Raw genomic sequence first — 23,013 nt, 5'->3', positions numbered from 1 at the left:
GGTGAACCGCCGCGGCTTCCTGAGCTCCGTGGCCGCGGGCTGGGTCGTGCACACGGCCTCGCCGGGGCGCGCGCCGCTCGCCGGCGAGATCGTCGGCGCGGCCCACGGCGCGGGCCACCTGCTCCGCGGCGGCCCGCTGCCCGCGGCGAGCGGCCCCGCCGAGCGCGCGGACGTCGTGATCGTCGGCGGCGGGGTGAGCGGGTTGTCGGCCGCGTGGCGGCTCGCCGGCGCCGGGCTCGATCTGCGCGTCCTCGAGCTCGAGCCGAGGCCGGGCGGCACGAGCGCGTGGGGCGACGACGGCGTCGTGCCGTACCCGTGGGGCGCGCACTACCTCGCCGCGCCGAACGTCGAGGCGCGCGCGACGCTGCGGCTGCTCGAGCAGATGGGCGTCGTCACCGGGTGGGACGCGGCGGGGCGCCCCGTGTTCGATCCGCGGCGGCTGTGCCACGCGCCGGGCGAGCGGCTGTTCTACGAGGGCGCGTGGCACAGCGGCCTCGCGCCGGTCGACGCGCTCTCGGGCGAGGCGCTGGACGAGCTCGAGAGGTTCCACGCGCTCGAGGAGGAGCTCACGGAGCTCACCGGCAGCGACGGCCGCCCGGCGTTTCAGATCCCGCTCGATCGCTCCTCCCGCGACCCCGAGCTCCTCCAGCTCGACCGGATGAGCATGGCGGCGTGGCTCGATCGCGAGGGGTACCGCACGCCGTTCCTGCGCTGGTACGTGCGCTACGCGATGCTCGACGACTTCGGCGGCGCGCTCGAGGAGATCTCGGCCTGGGCCGGGCTGCACTACTTCGCAGGGCGCAAGGCGCGCGCGCCCGAGCTCGCGGGCAGCCGCTATCTCGTCTGGCCCGAGGGCAACGGCCGGCTCGTGAAGGCGCTGATCGAGCGCGCGGCGCCGCGCGTGTCCCTCGGCGCGCTCGTCACGTCGGTGCGCCCGCAGCCGAGCGGCCGCGTCGAGATCGACTACGTCGACCTGCAGCGCGGCGAGGCGCGCCGCGTCGAGGCCCGCGCGGCGATCCTCGCGGCGCCGGCGTTCGTCGTGCGCCGGATCTTCGCGGGGAGCGCGGCGGGCGAGCTGCCGGAGCGGGTCGCGTCGGCGTGGCTCGTGGCGAACCTGCACGTCGAAAGGCCCATCGATCCCAACCACGCGTGGGATTCCGTCCTCTACGGCGCGGAGGGGCTCGGCTACGTCGACGCGCGCCACCAGCTCACCGATCTCGCGGCGGCGACGACGCAGCGGTCGCGCCTCGCGACGCCGGTGCAGCGCACCGTGCTGACCTACTACCGCGCCTTCGGCGGGCCGGACGTCGCCGCGGCGCGCGCGGCGCTGCTCCGCGCGCCGTGGGCGTCGCTCGCCGACGGCGTGCTGCGCGATCTCGCGCCGGCGCACCCGCACCTGCGCGACGACGTCGAGCGGATGGACGTCATGATCTGGGGGCACGCGATGCCGCGCCCGCGCCCCGGCTTCCTCGGCCCGCGGCCGTTCGAGCCGCGCTGCGCGCTGTCCGAGCGCGTCGCCTGGGCCCACGTCGATCAGCCGGGGATGGCGCTCTTCGAGGAGGCGCACGCGTGCGGCGTGCGCGCCGCCGAGACGATCGCGGCCTCGGCGGGGATCGCGATCGGCGAGAGCTGGCTCTGAGCTCGAGCGCCCGTCGCCTCGGCGCGCGCCGCGCGGAGCCCCACGTCCTCTCCCATCTTTCAAGAGCAAAGTGCGTCCGGCGAGCGAGCGCCTCCGGAAGGGTCCTCTACCCCTGCCGCCGGCCGCTTCCAGCGGCCATGGAGCGGCCGCTGTGGGAGATCAGGCCCAGGATTTCAGCTTTGCCCTCGCCTTGAACTTGCGCTGCCCCCCTGCTCCGCGTCTACTCTCTGCCCATGTTGCGGACCCGGTTTGCCGGGATGACGGATACCGGGCTCCTCCGGGACCACAATGAGGACAACCTCCTCGTCAGCGAGGAGTACCGTGTCGTGGCCGTGGCGGATGGAATGGGCGGACATCGCTCGGGCGACGTTGCGAGCCAGCTTGCCGTGAACACCCTCTCGGACTTCTTGTCCGTGACGGTCGGGAGGGACGCCACCTGGCCCTTCCCAGCCGATCCGAACCTGACCGAGGAGGAGAACTACGTCGTCACCGGCCTCAGGCTGGCGAACCGGCGCATCTTCGATCGCTCGCTGAAGACGCTCGCCGACTTCGGCATGGGCACGACGATCGTGGCGGCGATGTTCTCCAAGGACGCCGAGCACGTGACGGTGGGTCACGTCGGGGACAGCCGCTGCTATCGCCTGCGCGACAGCCAGATCACGCAGCTCACCCGTGACCACTCGCTCGTCAGCGACGCGGCGCACATGGCGCCGTGGATGACCGAGGAGGAGGTCCGGCAGCTGCCGGCCAACGTCATCACGCGCGCGCTTGGCATCCGCGAGGACGTCCTCGTCGATCTCGTGACGGACGAGACGCGGCACGGTGACGTGTACCTCCTCTGCTCGGACGGCCTGTCGGGGCTGGTGAGCGACGATCAGATCCTCGAGCTCGTGATGTCCAGCGGCTCGCTGGACGCTGCGTGCAAGGCGCTCATCGATCGGGCGAACTACTTCGGCGGCACCGACAACATCACGGTCGTCCTCGCCCGCGTCGAAGAGGTGCCCGACGGCAAGCGCCCCTTCAACGACGAGCCCACCCAGGAAAGCCGCTAGCCCGCGCTCCGCGCCGCTCTGCTCTACGGTCGCGTCGCGTCGCGCGCGAGCTCCCGACACCGACACCGACGCCGCGCAGGCCTCACCTCCTGCGCGGTGCGCTCTCGCCCGGAGCAGCGAGCGATCCCCCCTCGGGCCGGGCAGCTCGGCGCGACGATCGCGTCGAGCGCAGCGCCACCATCACCCGCGCGCACACGACGCCGCGGACGCCCCGCGCCGATGCGCCGGCTACAGCCCGCGCCGATGCGCCGGCTACAGGACGAAGTGATCCATGAGCTGAAGGACCTCCAGGTTCAGCCCCTTCAGCGCGGCGCACTCTCGCTCTACCTCGGCCTGGAAGACCGGCTTGATGTGGTAGAGCATCGTCGGCAGATCCCTCGGCGCGCGGAACTTCTGGAGCTCGAGGGCGAGCGTCTGCGGCGTGTGGTGGCCGCTCACGGTGGCGAGGCGCTGCTCCCGGTTGGGGAAGCTGACCTCCATCAGCAGCGCGCGGAGGTCCTGCTGCTGGTTCAGCACCTCCCACAGCCGCTCCGTGGGCCCGGTGTCGCCGCTGTACGCGATCGCGCCGCCGTCCCCTTCGATCACGAACGCCGACGCGTCGATCGTGTGCGTCACGTGGACCGCGCGCACGAGCCGCCCGGCGACCGGCGTGGGGCGCTCCGGCTTGAGCTCGAGGTACTGGATGGTCGGCTGCCCGGCGCTCGGGATCACCGCGAAATCGGGCCAGAGCACGTTGTTGAAGAAGTGCTTCTTGAGCGTGCGCAGCGTCTCGCGGGTGCCCGCGATCACGAGCGGCGGGCACCCGAGCTGGCAACGGTTGTCCGCGATCGTGGCCAGGTCGCGGATGTGATCGAGGTGCGCGTGGCTCACCAGGCACGCCTCGATGCGCGCCTGGTCCTTCACCTCGAGCCCGCTGGTCAGCGAGCCGGCGTCGATCGCGAGGATGTCGTCCACGACGAACGCGCACGTGCGATGCCTGGGGGTCTCCCCGCCGTGGCAGCCGATGACACGCAGCTCCACTGGTTCAGCTCTCTCCGCCGAACTTCTGCGGCATGTCCAGGAACTCGATGAAATCCCGGAACCTGCGCATGTCGGTCACCATGATCGCCGCGGGTCCAGGCGGCCCGTACGAGAGGAGCTTCAGCCGGCGGAGCCGCTTCATCACCTCGTCCACCGTCTCTTGCTCGACGTCGACCTCGCGCGCGATGTCCTCGGGAGAGGAGCGGACGCGTATGCCTTCAGGCGTCTCCTCCCCGAAGGCCTCGGCGTGGCGCGCGAGCGCCAGCATCACGCGCGCCTTCGGGTCACGGTGCATGAGGATCTCGACGAGCGAGTTCGCCGCGTCGAGCCGCTTCGCCAGCTTCTTGAGGAGACGGAGCGCTATCTCGACGTCGCGCTGCAGCATGACCTCCAGCTTCCGCGCGTCGATCACGAGGCAGCGGGACGGCTCGCTCACGGTGGCCGTCGCGTTCCGGGGCTTGCCGTTCAAGATCGCCATCTCGCCGACGAACTCGCCGGGCCCGAACACCGCGAGCACCTTGTCCTCGCCGGCGACCGACTTCGTGATCCGCACGGCGCCCGACTGGATGACGAACATGACGTCGCCGGAGTCACCCTCACGAAAGAGCACGTCGCCCGGCACATACTCGCGGCCATAGCGGGCGAACGACGACTCCGACATTGCCCTGGAGTCTAGCGCCCCACGTGACCGCGGGTCAAAAACCCGGGCAAGAGCGCTGGCGCTCACAAAACGCGAGGGGCCCCCCAAGCCAGCATGCTTTGGAGGACCCCTCGGCCCGCTTCGTCGGGGCAGCGCGCTCGGCGGGCCGGCGCCGCACGGAGGCGGCGGCAGCCCGAGAGCGGCGCGGACAGGCGATCAACCCATGTCGAAGTCGCCCATGCCGCCCATACCCCCCATGCCGCCCATACCCCCCATGCCGCCCATGCCGCCCATGCCGCCGGGAGCCCCGCCGGCCGCGGCCTTCTCCTTCTTGGGCTTCTCGGCGACGAGGGCCTCGGTCGTGAGCATCAGCGCGGCGACGCTGGCCGCGTTGGAGAGCGCGTGCCGCACGACCTTGGCCGGATCGATGACGCCTCCGGCGAGCAGGTCCTCGTACGAGTCGGTCGCGGCGTTGTAGCCGAACGTCGGCGCGCCCGACCGGACCTTCTCCGCGACCACCGTCCCGTCGACCCCCGCGTTCTGGGCGATCTGGCGGAGCGGCGCCTCGACGGCGCGGCGCACGAGCCGCACGCCGACGTCGCGCTCGTCGTTGAACTTGAGCGACTCCAGCGAGGCGGCAGCCCGGAAGAGGGCCACGCCGCCGCCGACCACGATGCCTTCCTCGACGGCGGCGCGGGTCGCGTGCAGCGCGTCCTCGACGCGCGCCTTCTTCTCCTTCATCTCGGTCTCGGTCGCCGCGCCGACCTTCACCACCGCGACGCCGCCGGCGAGCTTCGCGAGCCGCTCCTGGAGCTTCTCGCGATCGTAGTCGCTCGTCGTGTCCGCGATCTGCTTGCGGATCGCCTCGATGCGGCCCTTGATGGCGCCCTTGTCGCCCTGGCCGTCGACGATGACCGTGTTGTCCTTGTCGATCTCGACCCGCTTGGCCGTCCCGAGGTCGCGCACCGTGGCGCTCTCGAGCTTCTGACCGAGGTCCTCCATGAACGGCGTCGCGCCCGTGAGGATGGCGATGTCCTTCAGCATGTCCTTGCGGCGATCGCCGAAGCCGGGCGCCTTCACGGCGGCGACCTTGATCGTGCCGCGCAGCTTGTTCACGACGAGCGTGGCGAGCGCCTCACCCTCGACGTCCTCGGAGAGGATGAGCAGCTCGCGCCCCTGCTTCACCACCTGCTCGAGCAGCGGCAGGAGGTCGGCCATGGCCGAGATCTTCTTCTCGTGCACGAGGATGAGCGGGTTCGTGAGCACCGCGGTCATCTTCTCGGGGTCGGTCACGAAGTAGGGCGAGAGGTAGCCGCGGTCGAACTGCATGCCGTCGACGGTCTCGAGCTCCGTCGTCATGCGCTTGTTCTCCTCGACCGTGATCACGCCCTCCTTACCGACCTTCTCCATGGCGTCGGCGAGGATCTGGCCGATCTCCTTGTCGCCGTTGGCGCTGACCGTGGCGACCTGGGCGATCTGGTCCTTGTCCTTGGTCGGCTTGGCGACCTTCTGCACGGCCTCGATGACCTTCGCGACCGCCGCGTCGATGCCGCGCTTCAGATCCATCGGGTTGTGGCCGGCCTCGACGAGCTTGAGGCCCTCGCCGAAGATCGCCTGCGCCAGCACCGTCGCCGTCGTCGTGCCGTCGCCGGCCTTGTCGCTGGTCTTCGAGGCGACCTCGCGCACCATCTGGGCGCCCATGTTCTCGAGCTTGCCGGCGAGCTCGACCTCCTTGGCGACCGTGACGCCGTCCTTCGTCACGACCGGGGAGCCCCAGCTCTTCTCGATGACGACGTTCCGCCCCTTCGGCCCGAGGGTCACCTTGACCGCATCGGCGAGCGTGTTCACGCCCTTGAGGATCGCGGCGCGGGCGCCGCGGCTAAAAACGATCTGCTTCGCAGCCATCTATCAATCCCCTCGCGGCCGCGCGGCCGCGTGTACGAACGCTTGCGTTCGGTTGCCTCGGACCTGGTTCACGTCGCGGCGGACTCGGTCACGGCGAGCACGTCGTCCTCGCGGATGAGCACGTGCTCCTCGCCGTCGAGCTTCACCTCGGTGCCGCTGTACTTGCCGAACAGCACCTTGTCCCCGACCTTCACATCGAGCGGGCGAACCTTGCCGTCCTTCAGGACCTTGCCGTTGCCCACCGCGACGACGCGCCCCTCGATCGGCTTCTCCTTCGCGGCGTCGGGGATGATGATGCCCCCCTTGGTCTTCGTCTCGCTCTCGACGCGCTTGACGACAATCCGATCCTGCAGCGGCCTGATTTTCATGCTGGCTCCCTCGTCCTCGGCTTGTTGACTGACCATCGGCTCGCCGGAGGTCCCGTTCGCCCCCCCGCTGGGGCGTTCCGCCCGCGCGACGAGAGCTAAGTGCCCGAGATCCCAGTGTCTTGGCACTCTCCTAGGCCGGTGGCTAAACCGCGGGCGAAAGTAAATCAGTCACCCGGCGCGTCAAGGGCACGCAGCAGGGAGCCGCGACTTTTCCGGGGCCGAGAGTCCCGAGCGGCGAAGCCGAGATGCCTGGAGAAGCGACGGCGAGGGCGCGGTCGCGACATCGTGGAGCCTCCTCAGGGACGAGCCCCCCTCCGACAGCGCGGAAACAATCTGGACGGATCATGGCGAGAGCGCGGCGACAGCAGCGCGACGAGGACGAGCGACGAGCGACGAGCGACGAGCGACGAGCGACGAGCGACGAGCGACGAGCGACGGCAACGGACGGCATGCAACGAGGGCGGAGCGGGTTGAGCGAAGGGTTGAGCAGGGGGAGGCCTTGCTCAACCCGCGAAGCGCCCGAACCACCCGAAATATGGGCGATTTTTGGCGGTGGGCATTTTTCTTTGGCGGGTCCGATTTCGATCGCTTGACAATCCAGGCAGCCCGAGTAGATTCCGCGGCCCGTGGCGCTGATGAACACGGCGCTGACCCCTTGGGGGATCGTCTAACGGCAGGACGCAAGATTCTGGCTCTTGCTATCAAGGTTCGAATCCTTGTCCCCCAGCCAGGCCGCTCAGCTTTGCTGTCGGTCTTCTCCACAGAACAAGGTCCCATCGTCTAGCGGTTAGGACATCGGCCTCTCACGCCGGTAACGCGGGTTCGATTCCCGCTGGGATCGCCACTTCACTCCCCTCCCCTCGCCTCGTTCCCTGCTGCTTCCGTCCGATGTCGTGCGTCGAGCACGGCGCGAAGCACAGCGTCATCTGACGAGCGCGAGCACGCAGTTCAGCGAAGACGTCCTGCTCCGTTCACGTTGCGCTACCCTCTAGCGCATGGCGGCGCAGGACGAAGAGGAGCTCTTCGACATCCTCGATGACGGGGGCCGGTCGCTCGGCGTGCGCAAGGCGCGCAGGCTCGTTCACCGCGACGGCGACTGGCACCGGAGCGTTCACGTGTGGGTGCTCCTCGAGCGGGGGCCCGATGGCCTGGAGCCGGACAGCGGCCAGAGCGCCGCGGAGCCCTGGGTGCTCTTCCAGCAGCGCAGCCCCGACAAGGACACCTGGCCCGGCGCGCTCGAGGTCGCCGTGTCGGGGCACTACCACGCCGGAGAGGATCTCGCGGGGGCGCTGCGCGAGGCGGAGGAGGAGATCGGCCTGCCGCTCGCGCCGCGCGACGTGGTCCGGCTCGGCACGCGCCGCAGCCAGGACGATCACGCGCCGGGCATCGTCGATCGCGAGCTGCAGGACGTGCTGCTCGCGACGACCCGACACGCGCTCGAGGAGCTGCGTCCCGATCCGCGCGAGGTGACCGCGCTGCTGTCGCTCCCGCTCGGCGCGGCGCTGCGCCTCGTTCGAGGCGAGGTGCCCCACGCGAGCGGCCTCGTGCGGCGGCCGCCGGACGCCGCGGGCGCCGTGAAGGTCGAGCCGCGCGACGTGCGGCTCGATGAGTTCGTGGTCGCGCGCGACGGCTATTTCGAGCGCGCGCTCGACACGATCCGCCGGCGCCTCGCGGGCGAGGCGCCGGCCCCATGGCTCCTCGGCTAGGGCGGCGGCGCTTTCTCCTCGCGCCCGTGCTGTCAGCCTGAGCCGCGGCGGCCGTCGGCCGGCCGCCGGGGCTTCTCGGGGGGCACCGCCGACGCGACGAGGAACCCTTCGGCGCGGTGCGGGGCGAGCCCGCAACGCGCGTTCATGCGCTTGGCGATCTCGTCGCCGGCCCTGACGAGCGCGTAGAACCACCGGATCCCGAAGCGATCATGCCCTTCCCGGAGCGCCGCGGCCTGCAGGGGGGCCCCGAGCCCCCGCCCGCGGTGGTCCTCGCGCAGAGAGGTGCAGATCGGCATGGCCGTCCACGAGGGCGCCTCGCCCACATCGGAGATCCAGAGCGGCGGGGCGCCCAGCAGCCCGAGCTGGGCGAGCGCCTCGCGCCCGCCGATCTCGGCAGGCTGTGGCCGCGTCATGACGCACAGGGTGGCGCAGCCGATCAACGCCCCCGCGCCGTCGCGCAGCGCGAGCGTCAAGGAGCGCCCCTCGCCGCCGCGCAGGTACCACCCCGGGAGCGGAGCGTGGCCGCTCTCGGCCTGAAGCTCCTGGATCGCGCGGATCGACGCCTCGTCGTCGTCCGGCGACACCCTGGACAGGCGCAGGCCCGGCGGGAATGTGCGAAACCGGCTGAGCCCCTGCACGGCGGCGCGCACCTCGCCGGCCGGGGCGCCCATCACCGAGAGGTCCTCGTCCACGGAGAGCCCCGCCTGGCGCAGCGACGCCGAGAGCGCGGCGAGCTCCGGCCGGGGGGCGTGCAGGATCACGCGCTCGAAGCAGCGCACGAGCGCCTCGCGCCGCTCCGGCGGCGTCCGCTGGGCGTGCAGCAGGATGAGCGAGCGGCCGTCGGTGGTGATGCCGTCCTGCTCGCCGATCCAGTCGCGGGCGGCGTACAGGATCCGCTGAGCACGGTAGTCCGCGGCTTCACCGAAACAACCCGGTCCGTCCGCAGGACCGGGGCCGCGCTGCTGCGGGGCGTCGTCGCGATCGAGGTCGAAGGCAAGCATCATGGCGGCATCCCTCCTGTCGAGAAGCAACGGCGGCTTCCACGCGTGGCGGCCCCTCGAGGAGCCGCCACCCGGCGCGGGACGCCCGCGCCCAGCGCCCGAGCGAGCCCCTGCCGCGCCGCGCAGGTCCACCGGCGAGATGGCCTGACACGGCGGTGCGCGAATGCGGGAGAACTCCGCTCCACCAGCGGCTGTCCAGCCCGCGTGTCGAGACTTCAACTTATCCCTGCTCGGCGATCGCGCAAGCGGCGACATGCCATGATCCGGGCAGCGCTCCAGCTGGGACACGCACGCTCATGCATGCTTACAAGCAATTGGAATCACTAACGAATCACGCCAACATCCACTGTCGATCTCAAGGCACATCGCCGCCCGACGGGGCCGCGGCATGGACATAGAACGACCTAGCCTGGAGAGACCCATGGCCCCGGGCACCCGCGCGTCGGGGGCGGACCGGCGAGGCGCGTCGGACCAGGGTGCTCGCTCGCGGTGACCTTCGGCGGTTGAGGACGATCGCGCGCCCTGGTAGGTTGGCGTCCAGTATTGCGCGATGACCACCGCCCTTGTCACCGACCCCGACGACGACGCGCCCGTGACGCCCCGCCCGTTTCTCAAATGGGCGGGCGGCAAGGGCCAGCTGCTCCGGCAGTTCCAGCCGCTCCTCCCCGCGTCCTACGGGCGCTACTTCGAGCCCTTCATGGGGGGGGCCGCGCTCTTCTTCTGCCTGCAGCCGAAGCGCGCGACGCTGACGGACGTCAACGCCGAGCTCATCGACTGCTACCGGGCGGTGCGCGATCGGGTCGACGAGGTGATCGCCGCGCTGGGCAGCCACGCCTACGAGGAGACGCACTACTACAAGGTTCGCGACGTCGATCCCGCCTCGCTCACGCTGCCCGAGCGCGCCGCGCGGACCATCTTCCTGAACAAGACGGGGTTCAACGGGCTCTACCGGGTCAACAGCGCCGGCCGCTTCAACGTGCCTTTCGGCCGCTACGTCAAGCCGTCCATCTGCAACCCGCCCCAGCTGCGGGCCTGCTCGGCGGCGCTGCAGGGCGTCGAGATCGAGGTCCGCGACTTCGAGCGCGTGCTCGATCACGCCCAAGAAGGCGACTTCGTGTACCTGGACCCGCCGTACTCGCCGGTCTCGTCGACCGCGAACTTCACGTCCTACAGCGCGGGCGGCTTCGGCTTCCGCGACCAGGAGCGCCTCGCCGCCCTCTTCGCGGAGCTCGACGGGCGAGGCGTCCAGGTGATGCTCTCGAACTCCGATGTTCCGGAGATCCCGCCGCTCTACAAGCGGTTCAAGATCGACCGCGTCGCGGCGCTCCGGAGCATCAACGCGAAGAGCGACGCCAGAGGCCGCGTGGGGGAGATCGTGATCCGGAACTACGGGGCCAGGCGGAGCCGCAAGGCGGCGCCCGCAGACAAGGCGGGCTGAGCCCGGCGCCGCCGCGCGGCGCGCGGCTCAATCGACGGTCTTCCCCTCGCGCTTCTCCGGATCGGGGGCCGCGCGCTCCTCGGCGTACGCCATCGCCACCTCGATCTCCTCGTGGATCTCGCGCGAGGTGACCTTGTTCCCCGAGGGATCGACGGCCTCCCACACGAAGCCGCGGACCTCCCCCGGGCGCTCGGGTATCCAGCGGACCCGCAAGGTCCAGCCGTGCAGCTCGGCCGTATAACCACCTTCCTCGTGATCCCGCTGCCATGCAGAGACGGTCGGGTGCTTCACCATCGCGATGTCTCCGCCGCAGAAGGTCGAGAGGACAGAAGAACTGTTCCCGAATGGCCGCGCTCCCCCCCCGAGCAACGCCGCCGTCCGGGAACACGGGGAAGATAGCAGGCGCCCGGCGCGCGGCGATCAGGCAGGCGTGTGTTCCTCATGCGGATGCACCTTACCCGAATCCCAGCGCGCGCCGAAAGGTCCTCCCCTTCCGATGGGGCCGTCGGCGCGAGCAGCGTGAACAGCACAGGCATCGTCGCGCGGACGGGCGGCGCCTGCGACGCGCACCCCATGCTACGAAGCATGCATGGGGGCAGGAATCGTCGTCTTCTTCGGGCTCGCGCTCGTCGGCTATCTCCTGGTTGCCCCGCTCGTCGCCTTCGTGTTCGCCGTCCGGGCCAACCGGCGCAACGAGGACCTGCTGCTTCGGATCCACGCGCTGGAGCACCGGGTGGCCGAGCTCTCCGGGCTGCGCGGCCGCGCAGCGCTCACCGCAGCGGCGGAGAGCCCACGAAGCACACACGACCTGGAGCAAGAGCGGATTGCCCAGGGCGCGATCCCGCCCCCAGCGGCGGCGCACCCCGCGCTCGACGCCGAGGGCGCAGGTGCGCCGCCCGCGCTCGACGCGGCGACCGCCGGCGCGCCGCCCGCGCTCGACATGGCGACCGCCGGCGCGCCTCCCGAGATCGCGCATCCGACCGCCACCGCGCCCCCGGCGGTCGCGTCCACGGCGTTCGCCGCCGCGGAGGCCGCGGCGCCCCCCGCGATCGCGTTCCCGAGTCCCGCCGCTCCTCCGATGCCTCGAGCGCCTCGCCCCGCGGCGACGCTCGACGCGAGCGCGTCCGGCGCCGGCTCGCCCGCGCACCGCGAAGCCCCGGAGCGACCCTCCATCGAGGAGCGGCTCGGCCTCACCTGGCTCACCCGCGCAGGCGCGACCACCTTCTTGCTCGGCGCGCTCTTCTTCTTCAAGTACGCCTCGGACAACGCCTGGATCGGGCCGTTCGGGCGCGTCGCGATCGGCGCCGCGACCGGCGCCGCGCTCCTCGCGATCGCCGAGGTGCTCCGCGGGCGCGCGCAGCGTCGCTTCGTCCACACGCTCATCGGCCTCGGCCTCTCGGTCCTGATCGCGTCGGTGTGGGCGAGCGCCGCGCTGTACGAGCTCGTCCCGATCCCCGCGGCATTCGCGGCGGACACGGCGCTCCTCCTGCTCGGCGCCGGCCTCGCGCTCCGCCACCGCGGCGAGGCCATCCTGATCCTCAGCCTCGTCGCCGGCTTCCTCAACCCCGTCGTGCTGTCGACGGGGCAGGACCGGCCGCTCGTCCTGTTCGGCTACCTCCTGCTCATGACGAGCGTCGCCCACGCCGTCGCAGCGAGGCTCGGCTTCCGCGTCGCGCCGTGGCTCGCGATCGCAGGCCATACGGCGCTGTTCTGGGGCTGGTACGCCACGCACTTCGACGCCAGCGCCGCCCCGGCCGGCGGAGACCCGGACGCGGCGCCCTGGCTCGACTCGCCCGCGCAGGCGCTCCCGGGGCCCTACTTCCCGCTCGCCGCGCGCGCGGCGCCCCTCGCGTTCATCGCGCTCGCCGCGGCGCAGGGCATCCTGCGCGCGCTGTGGCTGCGGCGCGCGCCCGCCTCGAGCCCCGACCGAAGCGCCGCGCCGACCGGCGCGGCAGCGACCGGCCTCCTCCGCGTCGCGGCGCGCGCGGACGCCACGGCGACCAGCATCGCTGCGCTCGTGCTCGCCCACGCGGGCGCGACCGCGCTGCTCTTCGACGCGCCGCGCGCGCTCACAGCCACCGCCGTCGCGCTCGCGCTCGCGGCGCTGGTCGCCCTGCGCGCGCTGGAGGAGAGCGCCTGGCTGCTGGCGCCGATGGGCGCCGCCTTCCTCGCCTTCGCCGCGACGTTCGCGGACGCGCCTGCCGCGCACCGGACGACGCTGGTCGCGCTCGTCGCGGCCTGGACGCTCGTCTACCTCGCGGGGTGGCTCCGCGGCGCCGGGCTCGCGGGTCAGCTCGATCGGAAGACCGCCATCGCGTGCTCCGCCGGCGCAGCGCTCTTCGCCTGCACCGCGGGCATGCTGCTGATCGAGGCCGATGCGGCGCTCTTCGCGCTCGCGCTCGCGGGCGCGGCCGCCCTCGCGGCGTGGACGGCCGCGCGCGCCGCGCTCCCCGCCCTGCTCCTCGCCGCGGCGATCGTCTCGGCAGGCGCGCTCGCGGCGGCCGCGCATTTCGCGATCGCGCCGGCGGACGCGGGCGCCTCGGCGGCCGCCGATGCCGTCGACGCCGTGAGCGCCGTCAACGCAAGTTTCCTCGGCGCATCAGCGCTCGTCATGCTGGTGTTCCTCGGCGCCGCGGGCGCCTCGGCGCGGCGCACGCGCGAGCCCGGCGCGCCGGCGCTCTCGTGGTCCGACGCGCTCGCCGCGTGCGTGGCGACGCTCGGGTTCGTCGCGGCCGCGCTCGGCGCCACGCCGGAGGACACGCCGACGCTCCGCGCGCTGCTCACCGCGGGCGCCGGCGCCCTGGACCTGGCGCTCGGCGCCGCGCTCCTCCGCGCCGGCGTGACCCGCGCCGGCGCCGCGCCCCCCGCCGATCGCATCGCCCTGCTCCTCGGACAGGCGCTCGCCCTGTTCGCCGCGGCCGTCGCGTTCGGGCTCGGCGGCGCGACGGTCACCGTGGTCTGGAGCATCCTCGCGGCCGTGGCGGCCGCGATCGCGGCGCGCACCGGCGAGCGCGCCTGGCTCGCCGTCACCCTGCTGCTCTTCGGCGCCGCCCTCGCGCGGGCGCTCGTCGTCGATCGGGCCGAGGCCGAGGCGCTCGTGACGACCTGGTTCGCGACGCACGGCCGCGATGGGACGATGGCGGTTCCCGTCCTGCTCAACGCGAGGACCTATGCGTTCGCGGGCGTGAGCGCCGCCCTGCTCGCCGCGGGGCGGCTGCTGTCGCGCGCGGCGTTCGCCCGCCCCCTGGACGCCGCGCGCGCCGAGCTGCGCGGCGCCGCGGTGGCGGCGCTGGGCGCGGGGTATGCCCTGCTCATCACGACCGTCGTCCTCGAGGTGCGGAGCGCGATCACCGCGCTCCCCGCCGCCCCCCCTGCCCCGCTCGACGCGGCCGAGTTCGCCGAGCTCACCGTGCAGCACCGCGCCGCCCTCGAGGGCCAGCAAGGCAGCCTCGCGATGGCGACCACGCTCGTGCTCGCCCTCGCGGCGATCGCGCTGCTCACCGCGGGGTTCGCGGCGCGCGACGCCTTCCATCGCTACGCCGGGCTCTCCCTGTTCGCCGTCACCATCGCGAAGCTCGTGACCTGGGACGTCTGGCACGTCGAGCGCATCTACCAGATCGCCCTCTTCACGGGCGTCGGGGCGCTGCTCGTCGGCGGAGGGTTCCTCTACGCGCGGTTCGGCCGGCGCCTCGTGACGCTCCTGCGCGCCGGATCGCGGGGCGCGGCCGGGCCGCTCGCGCTGCTCGCGGCGATGAGCCTCGCGCGGCCCGCCGAGGCGCAGACCGGCGCGGCGCTCCCGACCGAGAGGCACGCGCTCGTCCGGCCCATCGAGGGCGTGGACGCCGCCGGCGACCACCGCGTCGACGTCGATCTCGACCTCTACCGCGAGAGCCGCGCGGAAGAGCTGCTCGCCGACGTCCGCATCGCAGGCCCCGACGGCGCCGAGGTGCCCTACGTGATCCGCGAGCCGGGCGCCGCGCACGCCTCCGGGCGGATCGCGGCCACGATGCTCGATCCGGGGGTCGACGCCGCCGGCGTGGCGCACGCGACCTGGGCGCTCGACGCGCCCGGCACGCGCCACTGCCGCGTCGAGCTCAGCGTCACCGGCGGCAGCTTCCTCCGCGAGGCGCGGGTCGAGACCGGCGCGGCTCCGAGGTCGCTCAGCGAGGTCGCGCGCGGCGCCCACGTGTACCGCATCCCCCAGGGCTCGGAGACGGTCGAGCACCTGTCGGTCCGCTATCCCCTCTCGCGCGCCGCCCTGGTCCGGATCCGCCTTGTCCCCCAGGGCGCCCCGGCGCGCGACGCGGCCGCGGACGTCCGGATCACGGGCGGCGCCGTCTCGTGCGAGCCGCAGGCCCCCACCGAGTCCCCCGCGCTCCCGCCGCTCGCGATCGTCGAGACGCAGCGGGACAGCGAGGCGAAGACGACGCTCGTCACGCTCGACGCCGGCGCCGACGGCGCGCCGCTGGAGGCCGTCCTCCTCGACGTCGCCACGCCGGAGTTCAGCCGCCGCGTCGACGTCGCCTCGACCACGTACCGCGCGGTCTGGCCGGCCGTGGGGAGCGGCATGATCCATCGCATCCGTCCGCACGGTGAGTCAGGGCCCTCGCTCGCGTCGACACGGATCCCGCTCATCCCCACCCGGAAGCGATTCCTCCGGCTCACGATCCACGACGGCGACTCGGCGCCGCTCTCCCTCTCGGGCGCGCAAGGCGAGGTGCGGGCGCGCGAGGTCGTGTTCCGCGCCGCGCGGCCGGGGCCGCACCGGCTCTACGTCGGCGACGCGCTCGGCAAGCGCCCGAGCTACGATCTGGCCGACCTGCTCGACCACACCGTGCGCGAGCGTCCCCCTGCCGCGAGGCTCGGCGCCGCAGCGGCAAACCCGGAGCTCGGCGCCGCCCCTGTCGCGCGCGACCTTCCGTTCACCGAGCGGCACCGCGCGCCGATCGGGGGCGCGCTGGCCGTCGGGTTGCTCGCGCTCTCGCTGTGGGCCGCGCGGCTCCTGAAGCGAGGGGAACGGGAGCGAGGCGCGCCGCCCGACGACCCCGCGCCGCCGCGGCAGCGAACAGAAGACAGCGAGCCCGGGCCGTGATGTGCTCGCATGTTGCCGTGGGTCGCCGGGGACGCGGCGCTCCGGCGGTCCGGACCAACCATCGAGGTGGATGCACCATGAGAGGCGGGCGCTTCGTCTACTTGGGTCTCTGCGCGAGCGTCGGGGCGGCGCTCTGGGCCTCGGGCGCGTGCTCCGCGACGGCGCGCAACCAGCAGGCGCCTGGCGAGGGCGGCGGCGGGGGCGCGACCAGCGCCACGACGGCCGAGGCGGGCGCCGGCGGACGCGTGGAGTCGACGGGCTCCTGGGCTGATTTCGGCGACGGCGGCGCGCCGGAGGAGGAGGGCCCGTCGCCCGACGAGGACGGCGACGGGTTCACCATCGAGGACGGCGACTGCAACGACGGCGACACGAACGTCAACCCAGGCGCCGTCGAGGTCGTGATCACGGAGCCCGACCCGAGCGGCGCGGTGCCCGAGCCGGCCGACGAGGACTGCGATGGCGTGATCGACGACGCGCCGCCGGCCTGCGACAGGAACATCGCTCCCGCCGACTTCGACGCCATCCACGGGGCGCACGCGATCGACCTCTGCGCCAGGGCGTCGCCCGGCGACAGGAAGTGGGGCGTGCTGAGCGCGCAGTACGTGCGCGGCGACGGCTCGCCCGCGGAGCCCTCGCCCGCGGTGGGCGTGCTCGATTCCTTCGGCCCCAACGTGCACCCGCAGGGCGGGACCCGCCTGCTCGTCCTGTCCTCGGGTCGCGCCCGGATCGCCCGGTGGCCGGGCGCGTGCAACGCGGATAGCTGCAAGAACTACGGGCCGGGCGAGGCGCCGCCCGGCTTCCCGCAAGGCAGCCCCGAGTGCGCTCCCTCGGCGAACATCAACGACGACATCGCCCTCGAGCTCGTCATCCGCACGCCGACGAACGCGACAGGCTACGAGTTCGCGTTCAAGTTCTACACCTTCGAATACCCCGAGTTCGTCGAGGACTGCTTCAACGACCAGTTCGTCGCCCTGGCGACGCCGGCCCCGCCAGGGTCGCTCAACGGCAATCTCTCGTTCGATAGCCTTGGCAACCCCGTCAGCGTCAAACTCAGCTTCTTCGAGGTCTGCGAGGACTGCCCGCTCGGGACGGACGAGCTCGAGGGCACCGGCTTCGGGCTCTGGAACGACGCCGGCGCGACCGGCTGGCTGCGCACGCGGGCCCCGGTGACCGGCGGCGAGGAGCTCAAGCTGCGGTTCATGATCTTCGACACCGGCGACGAAAGGCTCGACTCGACCGCGCTCGTCGACGGCTTCAAATGGGTCGCGAACGGCGGCACCGTCCCGCTCGAGACCGCGCCCGTCGAGGATCCCCGGTAGCGGCCCGGGATCCGGACCACCCGAGCCCTCCGGATCACGCGCGCCGGCCGCGGCGCGAGGTGGACCGCGCGCCCTGGCCGGCGCGATCCCGTATTTCATGGCCGGGATTGTTGCGCTGAACGATACGATGCCGCGGTGCTGCTCCCTTCCTTGGAGAACCTCGCCTGCTTCGAGGCCGCGGCGCGGACGCTGAACTTCCGGACCGCAGCGCGCGCCGTGGCGCTCAGCCCCGCCGCGTTCGGCCAGCGCATCCGGCAGATCGAGGAGCAGATCGGCGCTCCGCTGTTCGAGCGCACCACGCGCCGGGTGCAGCTGACGCCGCGCGGGCTCGCCTTGCTGCCGCGCGCCCGCCAGTGCCTGGCGCTCGCCGAGGACTGCCTCCGCAGCGCGATGGGCCCCGCGCCCGCTCCGGTCGAGCTGACGCTCGGCACGCGGTTCGAGCTCGGGATGTCGTGGATCGTCCCCCAGCTCGGCGCGCTGACACGGCGGCGCCCCGAGCTGACGCTCCACCTCTACTTCGGCGCCTCCGACGACCTGCTGAAGCGCCTCTACGACCGCAGCGTCGATTGCGTCGTCACCAGCGCGCGCTGGAGCGCCACGAGCCTGGCGGCGGAGACGCTGCACGAGGAGCGCTACGCGTTCGTCGCCTCCCCCAAGCTGCTCCGGCGCGAGGCGTTCGCCCGCCCGGAGCACGCGTCGCGGCACTGCCTGCTCGACATCGACCCGACCATGCCGCTGTTCCGGTACCTCGCGGATCAGGCGGGCGGCGCCGGCTCCTTCGCGTTCGCGCGGCACCGCTGGGTGGGGCTCGGCGCCGCCATCAAGGCGCTGGTGCTCGCCGGCGAGGGCGTCGCCGTGCTGCCGCGCCACATGGTCGCCGCCGAGCTCCGCGGCGGCAAGCTGAAGCGGATCCTGCCGTCCGCGCCCCTCGCGCGCGATCATTTCCGGCTCATCTACCGGCGCGACGACCCGCGGAGCTCGCTCTACGCGAAGCTCGCCGAGTCGCTGCGCGCGGTGCCGATCCAGTGAGGCGCGCGCTCGCCAGCGCGGCGCGGAGCGGGCTGAACGGCGTAGACTCCCGCCCGAGGACCATGAGCGAGCTCCCCGGCGCCAGCGCGCGCCTCCCCGCGACGCCGATCACGGCGCAGGACATCAACGGCGGACCGGACCCGGAGCGCCGCGTCCCCTTCGTCATCACGGCGCCCGGCGTGTACACCCTCGTGGAAGACGTCGACTGGGTGGCGCACGACGCGAACGCGCGGGCCATCACGATCGCGAGCGACGACGTCACCCTCGACCTGTGCGGCAGGACGCTGCGGCAGATCGACCCTCCGGCGCCCGTCGTCGCCCCCGACCCGGGCGCGAGGTCTTGCCGGGGCGAGGTCGTCTCCGGGAACGTGGGCGTGTTCGCCGAGGGGAGGACGCGGCTCGTCCTCAGGAACGGCAGCGTGCTCGGGATCCAGGGGGTGGGGATCGCCGCCAGGGCGTGCAGCCAGCTGGATCTGCTCGATCTGTCGGTCCGGCGGTGCGGCGGCGACGGCGTGTTCGACACGGGCTTCCTGTGCCGCAACGGCGGGATCTTCGTGATGGGCGCCCGGGACGCGGCCGGCGGCGTCGCCTTCGCCGAAGGGATCCGGATGATCAACTGCGTGTGCTCGGAGAACACGAGCCGGCTCGATTTCGTCGTGACGCTGGGCGCGCTCGTCCTGTTCTGCGACGACGTGCAGGTCAAAGGGTGCGTGTTCAACCGCACGGCGAACACCAGCGCCCAGCCGAGCGGCGTGCAGTTCAACGTCGTCGGCGCCGACTTCGTCATCTGCCGCAACGTACTCGTGGAGGACTGCGAGGCGCACGACAACACGTCGGGCGGAGAGCCGGCCGGCTTCTTCGCGTGGGGAGAGAACTACAAATTCCTGCGCTGCAGGGCGAACCGGAACTTCACGCTCACCGGGAACCGCGCGTGCGGGTTCAACATCTCGACAACGAGCAACCTGGAGATGGTCGAGTGCGAGGCGGACGGGAACTACAACGCGAACCCGGCCGCCTCCGCCGATGCGGTCAAGGACTTCTCCGCGCTCGGCTTTCGCATCGGCAGGGCGGTGTACCGCGGGCTTCTCGAGGGTTGCCGCGCGATCGGCAACCACGGCGCGAGCGCGGACGCGCCCGCCGGCGGCTTCGCGCTCCACGCGACCCGCCACGTGGTGCTGAGGCGCTGCGTGGCCGTGGGGAACAGGAACGCGAGCGGGACCGCCGAGGACGACGGGCTGGCGGCCGGGTTCATCGCGTCGACGCCGCTCGCGGATCCGCAGGGCGGCCTCGTGGGCGGCGAGGGCAACGCGTTCGTCGACTGCATCGCCGACGGCAACACGGTCCACCGCACGCCCCTGTTCGTGCAACCGCCGGCCCCGCCCGTCGACGCCGGTCCGTCGCGCGGCGATCCTCAGAAGGGCGCGGGGTTCCTGCTCGAGAGGCAGAGCGACGCGAGGATCATCGGCTGCCAGTCCGCGAACAACGACGGCAAAGGGATCTGGCTGAGGGCCTGCGCGCGCGCGCTGGTCGAGGGAAACACGCTGTCGAGGAACACGCTTTACGGCATCCAGAACGAGGATCCCGCGGGGCTCAGCGCCTTCACCGGCAACCGGGCGCACCTCAACGGGTCCCGGCACCGCCACAACTACGTCGGCCTGCCGCCGGGCACGCCGGTCCGCAAATGGACGCTCGGCTCCCCTCCCCTCGACGGCCCTCCGGACGGGATAGCCAACCTCAGCATCCGGCTGCCCTGAGCGGCGAGCGCCTCGCGCCGCCGGGGGCGATCACCGGGTACGGGCGAGGGCGCCCGGGGTGATCCCGAACCGCCGCCTGAAGAGCCGTGTCAGGTGGCTCTGGTCGGCGAAGCCGAGCGCGCGCGCGAGCTCCCCGATCGGGACGTCGCCCGCGAGCAGCGCCTCGCGCGCGCGATCGAGCCGCCGCCGCGTCACGTAGGCGAGCGGCGGCTCCCCCAACGCTCGCTTGAACTCCCGCGCCATGTGCGCGGGGCTCAGCCCGGCCACGCCGGAGAGCGCCTCCAGCCCGAAATCGTCGCCGAGGTGCGCCTCGATGTAGTCGAGCAAGCGCCGCAGCGTCGCAGGGGAGAGCCCGCCCCGAGCCGGCCGTTCCGCCTGGACCGCATGGCGGGCGCCGAGGCGCGCCGCGAGCCCGGAGAGCATCGCGTCCGCGAAGAGCGCGCCCGTGGCGCCGCCGCGCGAGACCTCGACCAGCAGCGCGCGGAGCACATGCTCGATCTGGGCGTCCACGAGCCCCACGCGGGGCTCGATCAGCAGCTCCCGCACCCCTGCGAGCCGCGCGAGCCGCGCGGGGTCGAGCACGAGCGCGCCATAGATCGTGGGCTCGCTCACGCGATGGGAGAAAGGGACCTCCGCGGGCTGGAGCCAGAGGCTGCCGGGCGGCATCTCCACGCGCTCGAAGCCGCGCTGGCCCTTTCGCTCGAAGCGCAGCGGCGCGTCCGCGAGGTTGATGGCGATGTAGTGGCCGGCGACGGCGAGGTGGTCTGTCTCCCAGGACGGGTTCACGCCGAGCTCGGCCACCATGCCGGTCCAGCGCAGCGAGCGGCTGGACGCGCGGATCTCCGCCTGCCGGAGCGCCTCGATGGGCTCGCGGGTGCCGGCGCGGACGAACGGGATGGCGCTGCGGGAGACGCGGGACATCATCGGAGAGCCGGCCCCAGCATGCGCCCGCGGCGCGGGGCCGGTCAACGCAGCAGCCCGGTTCCAGGGAGCGCAGCGGCGTTCTATAGCGCCCTTCCCGCCCGCCCTAGGATGCCTGTCGCCGGGCGACGACTGCGCCCGAGGAGGACGACCATGGAGATGCGTTACAAGCTGCTCGGCGGCAGCGGGCTCAAGGTCTCGGAGATCAGCCTTGGCACCATGACCTTCGGCGAGGACTGGGGCTTCGGCGCCTCGGCCGAGGCGTGCCGCGGCATCCTCGAGGCGTACCGCGCCCGCGGCGGCAACTTCATCGACACCGCCAACAAGTACACGAACGGCAGCGCCGAGCGGATCGTCGGGGAGCTCGTCCGCGGAGACCGCGGCGCGTGGGTCATCGCGACGAAGTACTCGCTCTCCATGAACGACGCCGATCCGAGCGCGAGCGGCAACGGCAGGAAGAACCTTGTCCAGTCCGTCGAGGCGAGCCTCAAGCGCCTGGGGACGGACTACATCGATCTGCTCTGGGTCCATGCGTGGGACTGGACGACGCCGGAGGCCGAGCTCATGCGCGCGCTCGACGACGTGGTGCGCGCGGGCAAGGTGCTCTATGTCGGCATGTCCGACGCGCCTGCGTGGGTCGTCTCCCGGGCGAACGCGATCGCCGAGCTCCGGGGCTGGTCGCACTTCATCGGCATCGAGATCGAGTACAGCCTGATCGAGCGCACGGTGGAGCGGGAGCTCGTCCCGATGGCATCCCGGCTCGGCCTGGGCGTGCTCGCGTGGGCGCCCATGGCCGGCGGCGTGCTGACGGGCAAGTACACGCGGGGTGGCGGCAACGACGCCGCGCGCGCGGCGATGAACCAGGGGCGCCTGGACGAGCGGGGCCTGCGCGTCGCGCGCGCGGTCGACGCGGTGGCCGAGGAGCTCGGCTGCTCCTCGGCGCAGGTGGCGCTCGCGTGGCTCAGGTCGCGCCCGGCGCAGGTGATCCCCATCATCGGCGCCCGGAAGCCCGAGCAGATGCAGGACTGCCTGGGCTGCCTCGACGTCGTCTTGCCCGCCGCGGCCCTCGAGAGGCTCGACGCGGCGAGCCGCGTGCCGCTCGGCTTTCCCTACGAGTTCCTGGGCGACCCCGGCACCGAGCGGGTCGTCTACGGCGCCACGGCGGCGCGGCTCGACGTGCCCAACCCCGTCCGGCGGCTCGCCTCGGGCGGGTGACGCCGGCCTCGCCGCCTCTCCGCCTCGCTCGCGCGCGCGTCAGCGATTCCCGTCCTGCGCCTGCTCGACGCGCGCCCGGATGGCTGCGACGGCGCGCGCCGAGCCGTCCAGGTTCTCCGCGTTGAGGAGGCTCTTCGGAAGCGGCAGCTTCGGCCGGAGGAACACCTCGAGGGACAGGCGCGTCGACTGGGCGTCGATCTTCTCGAGCCGCCAGATGGCCTGGAGATCTTGCACATTGCCGGAGATGAAGCGGGACGAGTACGTCTCGACGCCATCCTCGACGACCGGCTTCTGGATCTCGATGCGCGCCCACATCGTGACCGCGCCCGAAAGGGCCGAGACCTCCATGTAGAGATCCCACCCGCCCGCGGGCGTGCGCCCGAGCAGGCGGCACTTCTTGTAGTGCGGCATGAACTCCGGATAACGCTCGAACGAGAGCACCGCGGCGCGCACGCGCTCCAGCGAGCCCTTCACGACCACCGTCGACCGTCCACGCGCAAATCCGGTGCTTCCGATCGGGACTGCCATGCTCGTGATCCCGGTCGTATCGGGCGCCGGCTGCGCGCGCTCGGCCTGCTCGCCGTCGCTCGTGACAGCCGGCAGGACATCACCTCTGTCGCGCTGCGCCGGCAGGCGCGGTACATCCAGGTTGATCCCCCGTTCCCCCGTGCTGCACGCGGTGGCCGCGAGGGCGAGTCCCCCGGCGAGCGCGCGCGGGATCGATGCGTGATGGCCGGTCGTGGTCGAGCGAGTTCTCCGCATGACGGCCCAGCTTGCCAGCGACGTGCCGGCCGCCCCCATCGCCCCGATGATACCGCGCAACACATCCGCTCGGGCCGCCCCCCCACCCCGGCCACCAAGAACGGATCACCCGCCCATCGAGCGCGGAAACCACGGGCTCCTTCCCGATTCTC

At 72.6% G+C, this 23,013-nt stretch carries 17 protein-coding genes and 2 tRNA genes; 11 read left to right on the top strand and 8 right to left on the bottom strand.

The window, feature by feature from the left end; translation table 11 throughout:
- Window position 1: 1 nt before the first annotated feature.
- Together WMF39_RS15525 and WMF39_RS15520 are read left to right on the top strand one after the other, a co-directional pair.
- Window positions 2-1,639, top strand: coding sequence for an FAD-dependent oxidoreductase (locus tag WMF39_RS15525; RefSeq protein WP_437746283.1), 1,638 nt, complete (start codon window positions 2-4; stop codon window positions 1,637-1,639).
- Between the two features lie 233 nt (window positions 1,640-1,872).
- A complete protein-coding gene (locus WMF39_RS15520; RefSeq protein ID WP_437746282.1) occupies window positions 1,873-2,691 on the top strand; it encodes a PP2C family protein-serine/threonine phosphatase in 819 nt (272 codons plus the stop codon).
- A gap of 252 nt (window positions 2,692-2,943) precedes the next feature.
- On the opposite strand, the gene WMF39_RS15515 is transcribed toward WMF39_RS15520, so the two are convergent.
- The 4 genes from WMF39_RS15515 to groES all read right to left on the bottom strand — a co-directional run bounded on the left by WMF39_RS15515 (window position 2,944) and on the right by groES (window position 6,624).
- The gene (locus WMF39_RS15515; RefSeq protein ID WP_437552641.1) at window positions 2,944-3,711 is read right to left on the bottom strand and encodes an MBL fold metallo-hydrolase; all 768 of its coding nucleotides are present in this window, start codon (window positions 3,709-3,711) and stop codon (window positions 2,944-2,946) included.
- A 4-nt stretch (window positions 3,712-3,715) separates the two neighbouring features.
- Window positions 3,716-4,372 (bottom strand): Crp/Fnr family transcriptional regulator, encoded by a 657-nt coding sequence (locus WMF39_RS15510; RefSeq protein ID WP_437746281.1) that lies wholly within the window; start codon window positions 4,370-4,372, stop codon window positions 3,716-3,718.
- A gap of 195 nt (window positions 4,373-4,567) precedes the next feature.
- Window positions 4,568-6,256, bottom strand: a complete 1,689-nt coding sequence (gene groL, locus WMF39_RS15505) for a chaperonin GroEL (protein ID WP_437746280.1) — start codon at window positions 6,254-6,256, stop codon at window positions 4,568-4,570.
- 68 nt (window positions 6,257-6,324) lie between these two features.
- Window positions 6,325-6,624, bottom strand: coding sequence for a co-chaperone GroES (gene groES / locus WMF39_RS15500; protein WP_272097991.1), 300 nt, complete (start codon window positions 6,622-6,624; stop codon window positions 6,325-6,327).
- A 656-nt stretch (window positions 6,625-7,280) separates the two neighbouring features.
- Between groES and WMF39_RS15495 the strand changes: the two genes are divergently transcribed.
- The 3 genes from WMF39_RS15495 to WMF39_RS15485 all read left to right on the top strand — a co-directional run bounded on the left by WMF39_RS15495 (window position 7,281) and on the right by WMF39_RS15485 (window position 8,330).
- Window positions 7,281-7,354: transfer RNA gene (locus WMF39_RS15495), tRNA-Gln, on the top strand.
- 39 nt (window positions 7,355-7,393) lie between these two features.
- Window positions 7,394-7,468, top strand: a tRNA-Glu gene (locus WMF39_RS15490).
- 151 nt (window positions 7,469-7,619) lie between these two features.
- Window positions 7,620-8,330, top strand: coding sequence for an NUDIX hydrolase (locus tag WMF39_RS15485; RefSeq protein ID WP_437746279.1), 711 nt, complete (start codon window positions 7,620-7,622; stop codon window positions 8,328-8,330).
- A 32-nt stretch (window positions 8,331-8,362) separates the two neighbouring features.
- On the opposite strand, the gene WMF39_RS15480 is transcribed toward WMF39_RS15485, so the two are convergent.
- A complete protein-coding gene (locus WMF39_RS15480; RefSeq protein ID WP_437746278.1) occupies window positions 8,363-9,334 on the bottom strand; it encodes a hypothetical protein in 972 nt (323 codons plus the stop codon).
- A gap of 547 nt (window positions 9,335-9,881) precedes the next feature.
- On the opposite strand from WMF39_RS15480, the gene WMF39_RS15475 reads away from it, so the two are divergent.
- On the top strand, window positions 9,882-10,769 hold the full coding sequence (locus WMF39_RS15475; RefSeq protein ID WP_437746277.1) for a DNA adenine methylase: 888 nt from the start codon (window positions 9,882-9,884) through the stop codon (window positions 10,767-10,769).
- A gap of 27 nt (window positions 10,770-10,796) precedes the next feature.
- Here WMF39_RS15475 and WMF39_RS15470 read toward each other — a convergent pair whose 3' ends face one another.
- Window positions 10,797-11,063, bottom strand: a complete 267-nt coding sequence (locus tag WMF39_RS15470) for a hypothetical protein (RefSeq protein ID WP_157906672.1) — start codon at window positions 11,061-11,063, stop codon at window positions 10,797-10,799.
- A gap of 295 nt (window positions 11,064-11,358) precedes the next feature.
- Here WMF39_RS15470 and WMF39_RS15465 point away from each other — a divergent pair, with 295 nt between their 5' ends.
- The 4 genes from WMF39_RS15465 (at window position 11,359) to WMF39_RS15450 (ending at window position 19,963) form a co-directional block, all read left to right on the top strand.
- Complete coding sequence (locus tag WMF39_RS15465) at window positions 11,359-15,861, top strand: DUF2339 domain-containing protein (RefSeq protein WP_437746276.1); 4,503 nt, start codon at window positions 11,359-11,361, stop codon at window positions 15,859-15,861.
- Between the two features lie 77 nt (window positions 15,862-15,938).
- A complete protein-coding gene (locus WMF39_RS15460; RefSeq protein ID WP_437746275.1) occupies window positions 15,939-17,180 on the top strand; it encodes a hypothetical protein in 1,242 nt (413 codons plus the stop codon).
- Between the two features lie 135 nt (window positions 17,181-17,315).
- Complete coding sequence (locus WMF39_RS15455) at window positions 17,316-18,209, top strand: LysR family transcriptional regulator (protein ID WP_437746274.1); 894 nt, start codon at window positions 17,316-17,318, stop codon at window positions 18,207-18,209.
- Window positions 18,210-18,271: 62 nt separating this feature from the next.
- Complete coding sequence (locus WMF39_RS15450; RefSeq protein ID WP_437746273.1) at window positions 18,272-19,963, top strand: right-handed parallel beta-helix repeat-containing protein; 1,692 nt, start codon at window positions 18,272-18,274, stop codon at window positions 19,961-19,963.
- A 30-nt stretch (window positions 19,964-19,993) separates the two neighbouring features.
- Here WMF39_RS15450 and WMF39_RS15445 read toward each other — a convergent pair whose 3' ends face one another.
- Window positions 19,994-20,884 (bottom strand): helix-turn-helix domain-containing protein, encoded by an 891-nt coding sequence (locus WMF39_RS15445; RefSeq protein WP_437746272.1) that lies wholly within the window; start codon window positions 20,882-20,884, stop codon window positions 19,994-19,996.
- Window positions 20,885-21,043: 159 nt separating this feature from the next.
- On the opposite strand from WMF39_RS15445, the gene WMF39_RS15440 reads away from it, so the two are divergent.
- Complete coding sequence (locus WMF39_RS15440) at window positions 21,044-22,099, top strand: aldo/keto reductase (protein ID WP_437747981.1); 1,056 nt, start codon at window positions 21,044-21,046, stop codon at window positions 22,097-22,099.
- Between the two features lie 39 nt (window positions 22,100-22,138).
- Here the strand turns inward: WMF39_RS15440 and WMF39_RS15435 are convergent, their stop codons facing one another.
- A complete protein-coding gene (locus tag WMF39_RS15435; protein ID WP_437746271.1) occupies window positions 22,139-22,861 on the bottom strand; it encodes a type II toxin-antitoxin system RatA family toxin in 723 nt (240 codons plus the stop codon).
- Between the last annotated feature and the right edge of the window lie 152 nt (window positions 22,862-23,013).

The sequence above is a fragment of the Sorangium sp. So ce1504 genome (assembly GCF_051521635.1).
Lineage (GTDB): Bacteria > Myxococcota_A > Polyangia > Polyangiales > Polyangiaceae > Sorangium > Sorangium cellulosum_B.
Note: the sequence above shows the minus strand (reverse complement) of the source record. Positions and strands in the feature narration are given on the sequence as shown.

Excerpts from the sequence above, each read along its gene's own strand:
- WMF39_RS15475 (WP_437746277.1), top strand. The coding sequence starts at position 9,882 with ATGACCACCGCCCTTGTCACCGACCCCGACGACGACGCGCCCGTGACG.
- WMF39_RS15445 (WP_437746272.1), bottom strand. The coding sequence starts at position 20,884 with ATGTCCCGCGTCTCCCGCAGCGCCATCCCGTTCGTCCGCGCCGGCACC.
- WMF39_RS15435 (WP_437746271.1), bottom strand. The coding sequence starts at position 22,861 with ATGCGGAGAACTCGCTCGACCACGACCGGCCATCACGCATCGATCCCG.
- WMF39_RS15510 (WP_437746281.1), bottom strand. The coding sequence starts at position 4,372 with ATGTCGGAGTCGTCGTTCGCCCGCTATGGCCGCGAGTATGTGCCGGGC.
- WMF39_RS15485 (WP_437746279.1), top strand. The coding sequence starts at position 7,620 with ATGGCGGCGCAGGACGAAGAGGAGCTCTTCGACATCCTCGATGACGGG.
- WMF39_RS15460 (WP_437746275.1), top strand. The coding sequence starts at position 15,939 with ATGAGAGGCGGGCGCTTCGTCTACTTGGGTCTCTGCGCGAGCGTCGGG.
- WMF39_RS15465 (WP_437746276.1), top strand. The coding sequence starts at position 11,359 with ATGGGGGCAGGAATCGTCGTCTTCTTCGGGCTCGCGCTCGTCGGCTAT.
- WMF39_RS15480 (WP_437746278.1), bottom strand. The coding sequence starts at position 9,334 with ATGATGCTTGCCTTCGACCTCGATCGCGACGACGCCCCGCAGCAGCGC.
- WMF39_RS15520 (WP_437746282.1), top strand. The coding sequence starts at position 1,873 with ATGTTGCGGACCCGGTTTGCCGGGATGACGGATACCGGGCTCCTCCGG.
- groL (WP_437746280.1), bottom strand. The coding sequence starts at position 6,256 with ATGGCTGCGAAGCAGATCGTTTTTAGCCGCGGCGCCCGCGCCGCGATC.
- WMF39_RS15470 (WP_157906672.1), bottom strand. The coding sequence starts at position 11,063 with ATGGTGAAGCACCCGACCGTCTCTGCATGGCAGCGGGATCACGAGGAA.
- WMF39_RS15440 (WP_437747981.1), top strand. The coding sequence starts at position 21,044 with ATGCGTTACAAGCTGCTCGGCGGCAGCGGGCTCAAGGTCTCGGAGATC.
- groES (WP_272097991.1), bottom strand. The coding sequence starts at position 6,624 with ATGAAAATCAGGCCGCTGCAGGATCGGATTGTCGTCAAGCGCGTCGAG.
- WMF39_RS15450 (WP_437746273.1), top strand. The coding sequence starts at position 18,272 with ATGAGCGAGCTCCCCGGCGCCAGCGCGCGCCTCCCCGCGACGCCGATC.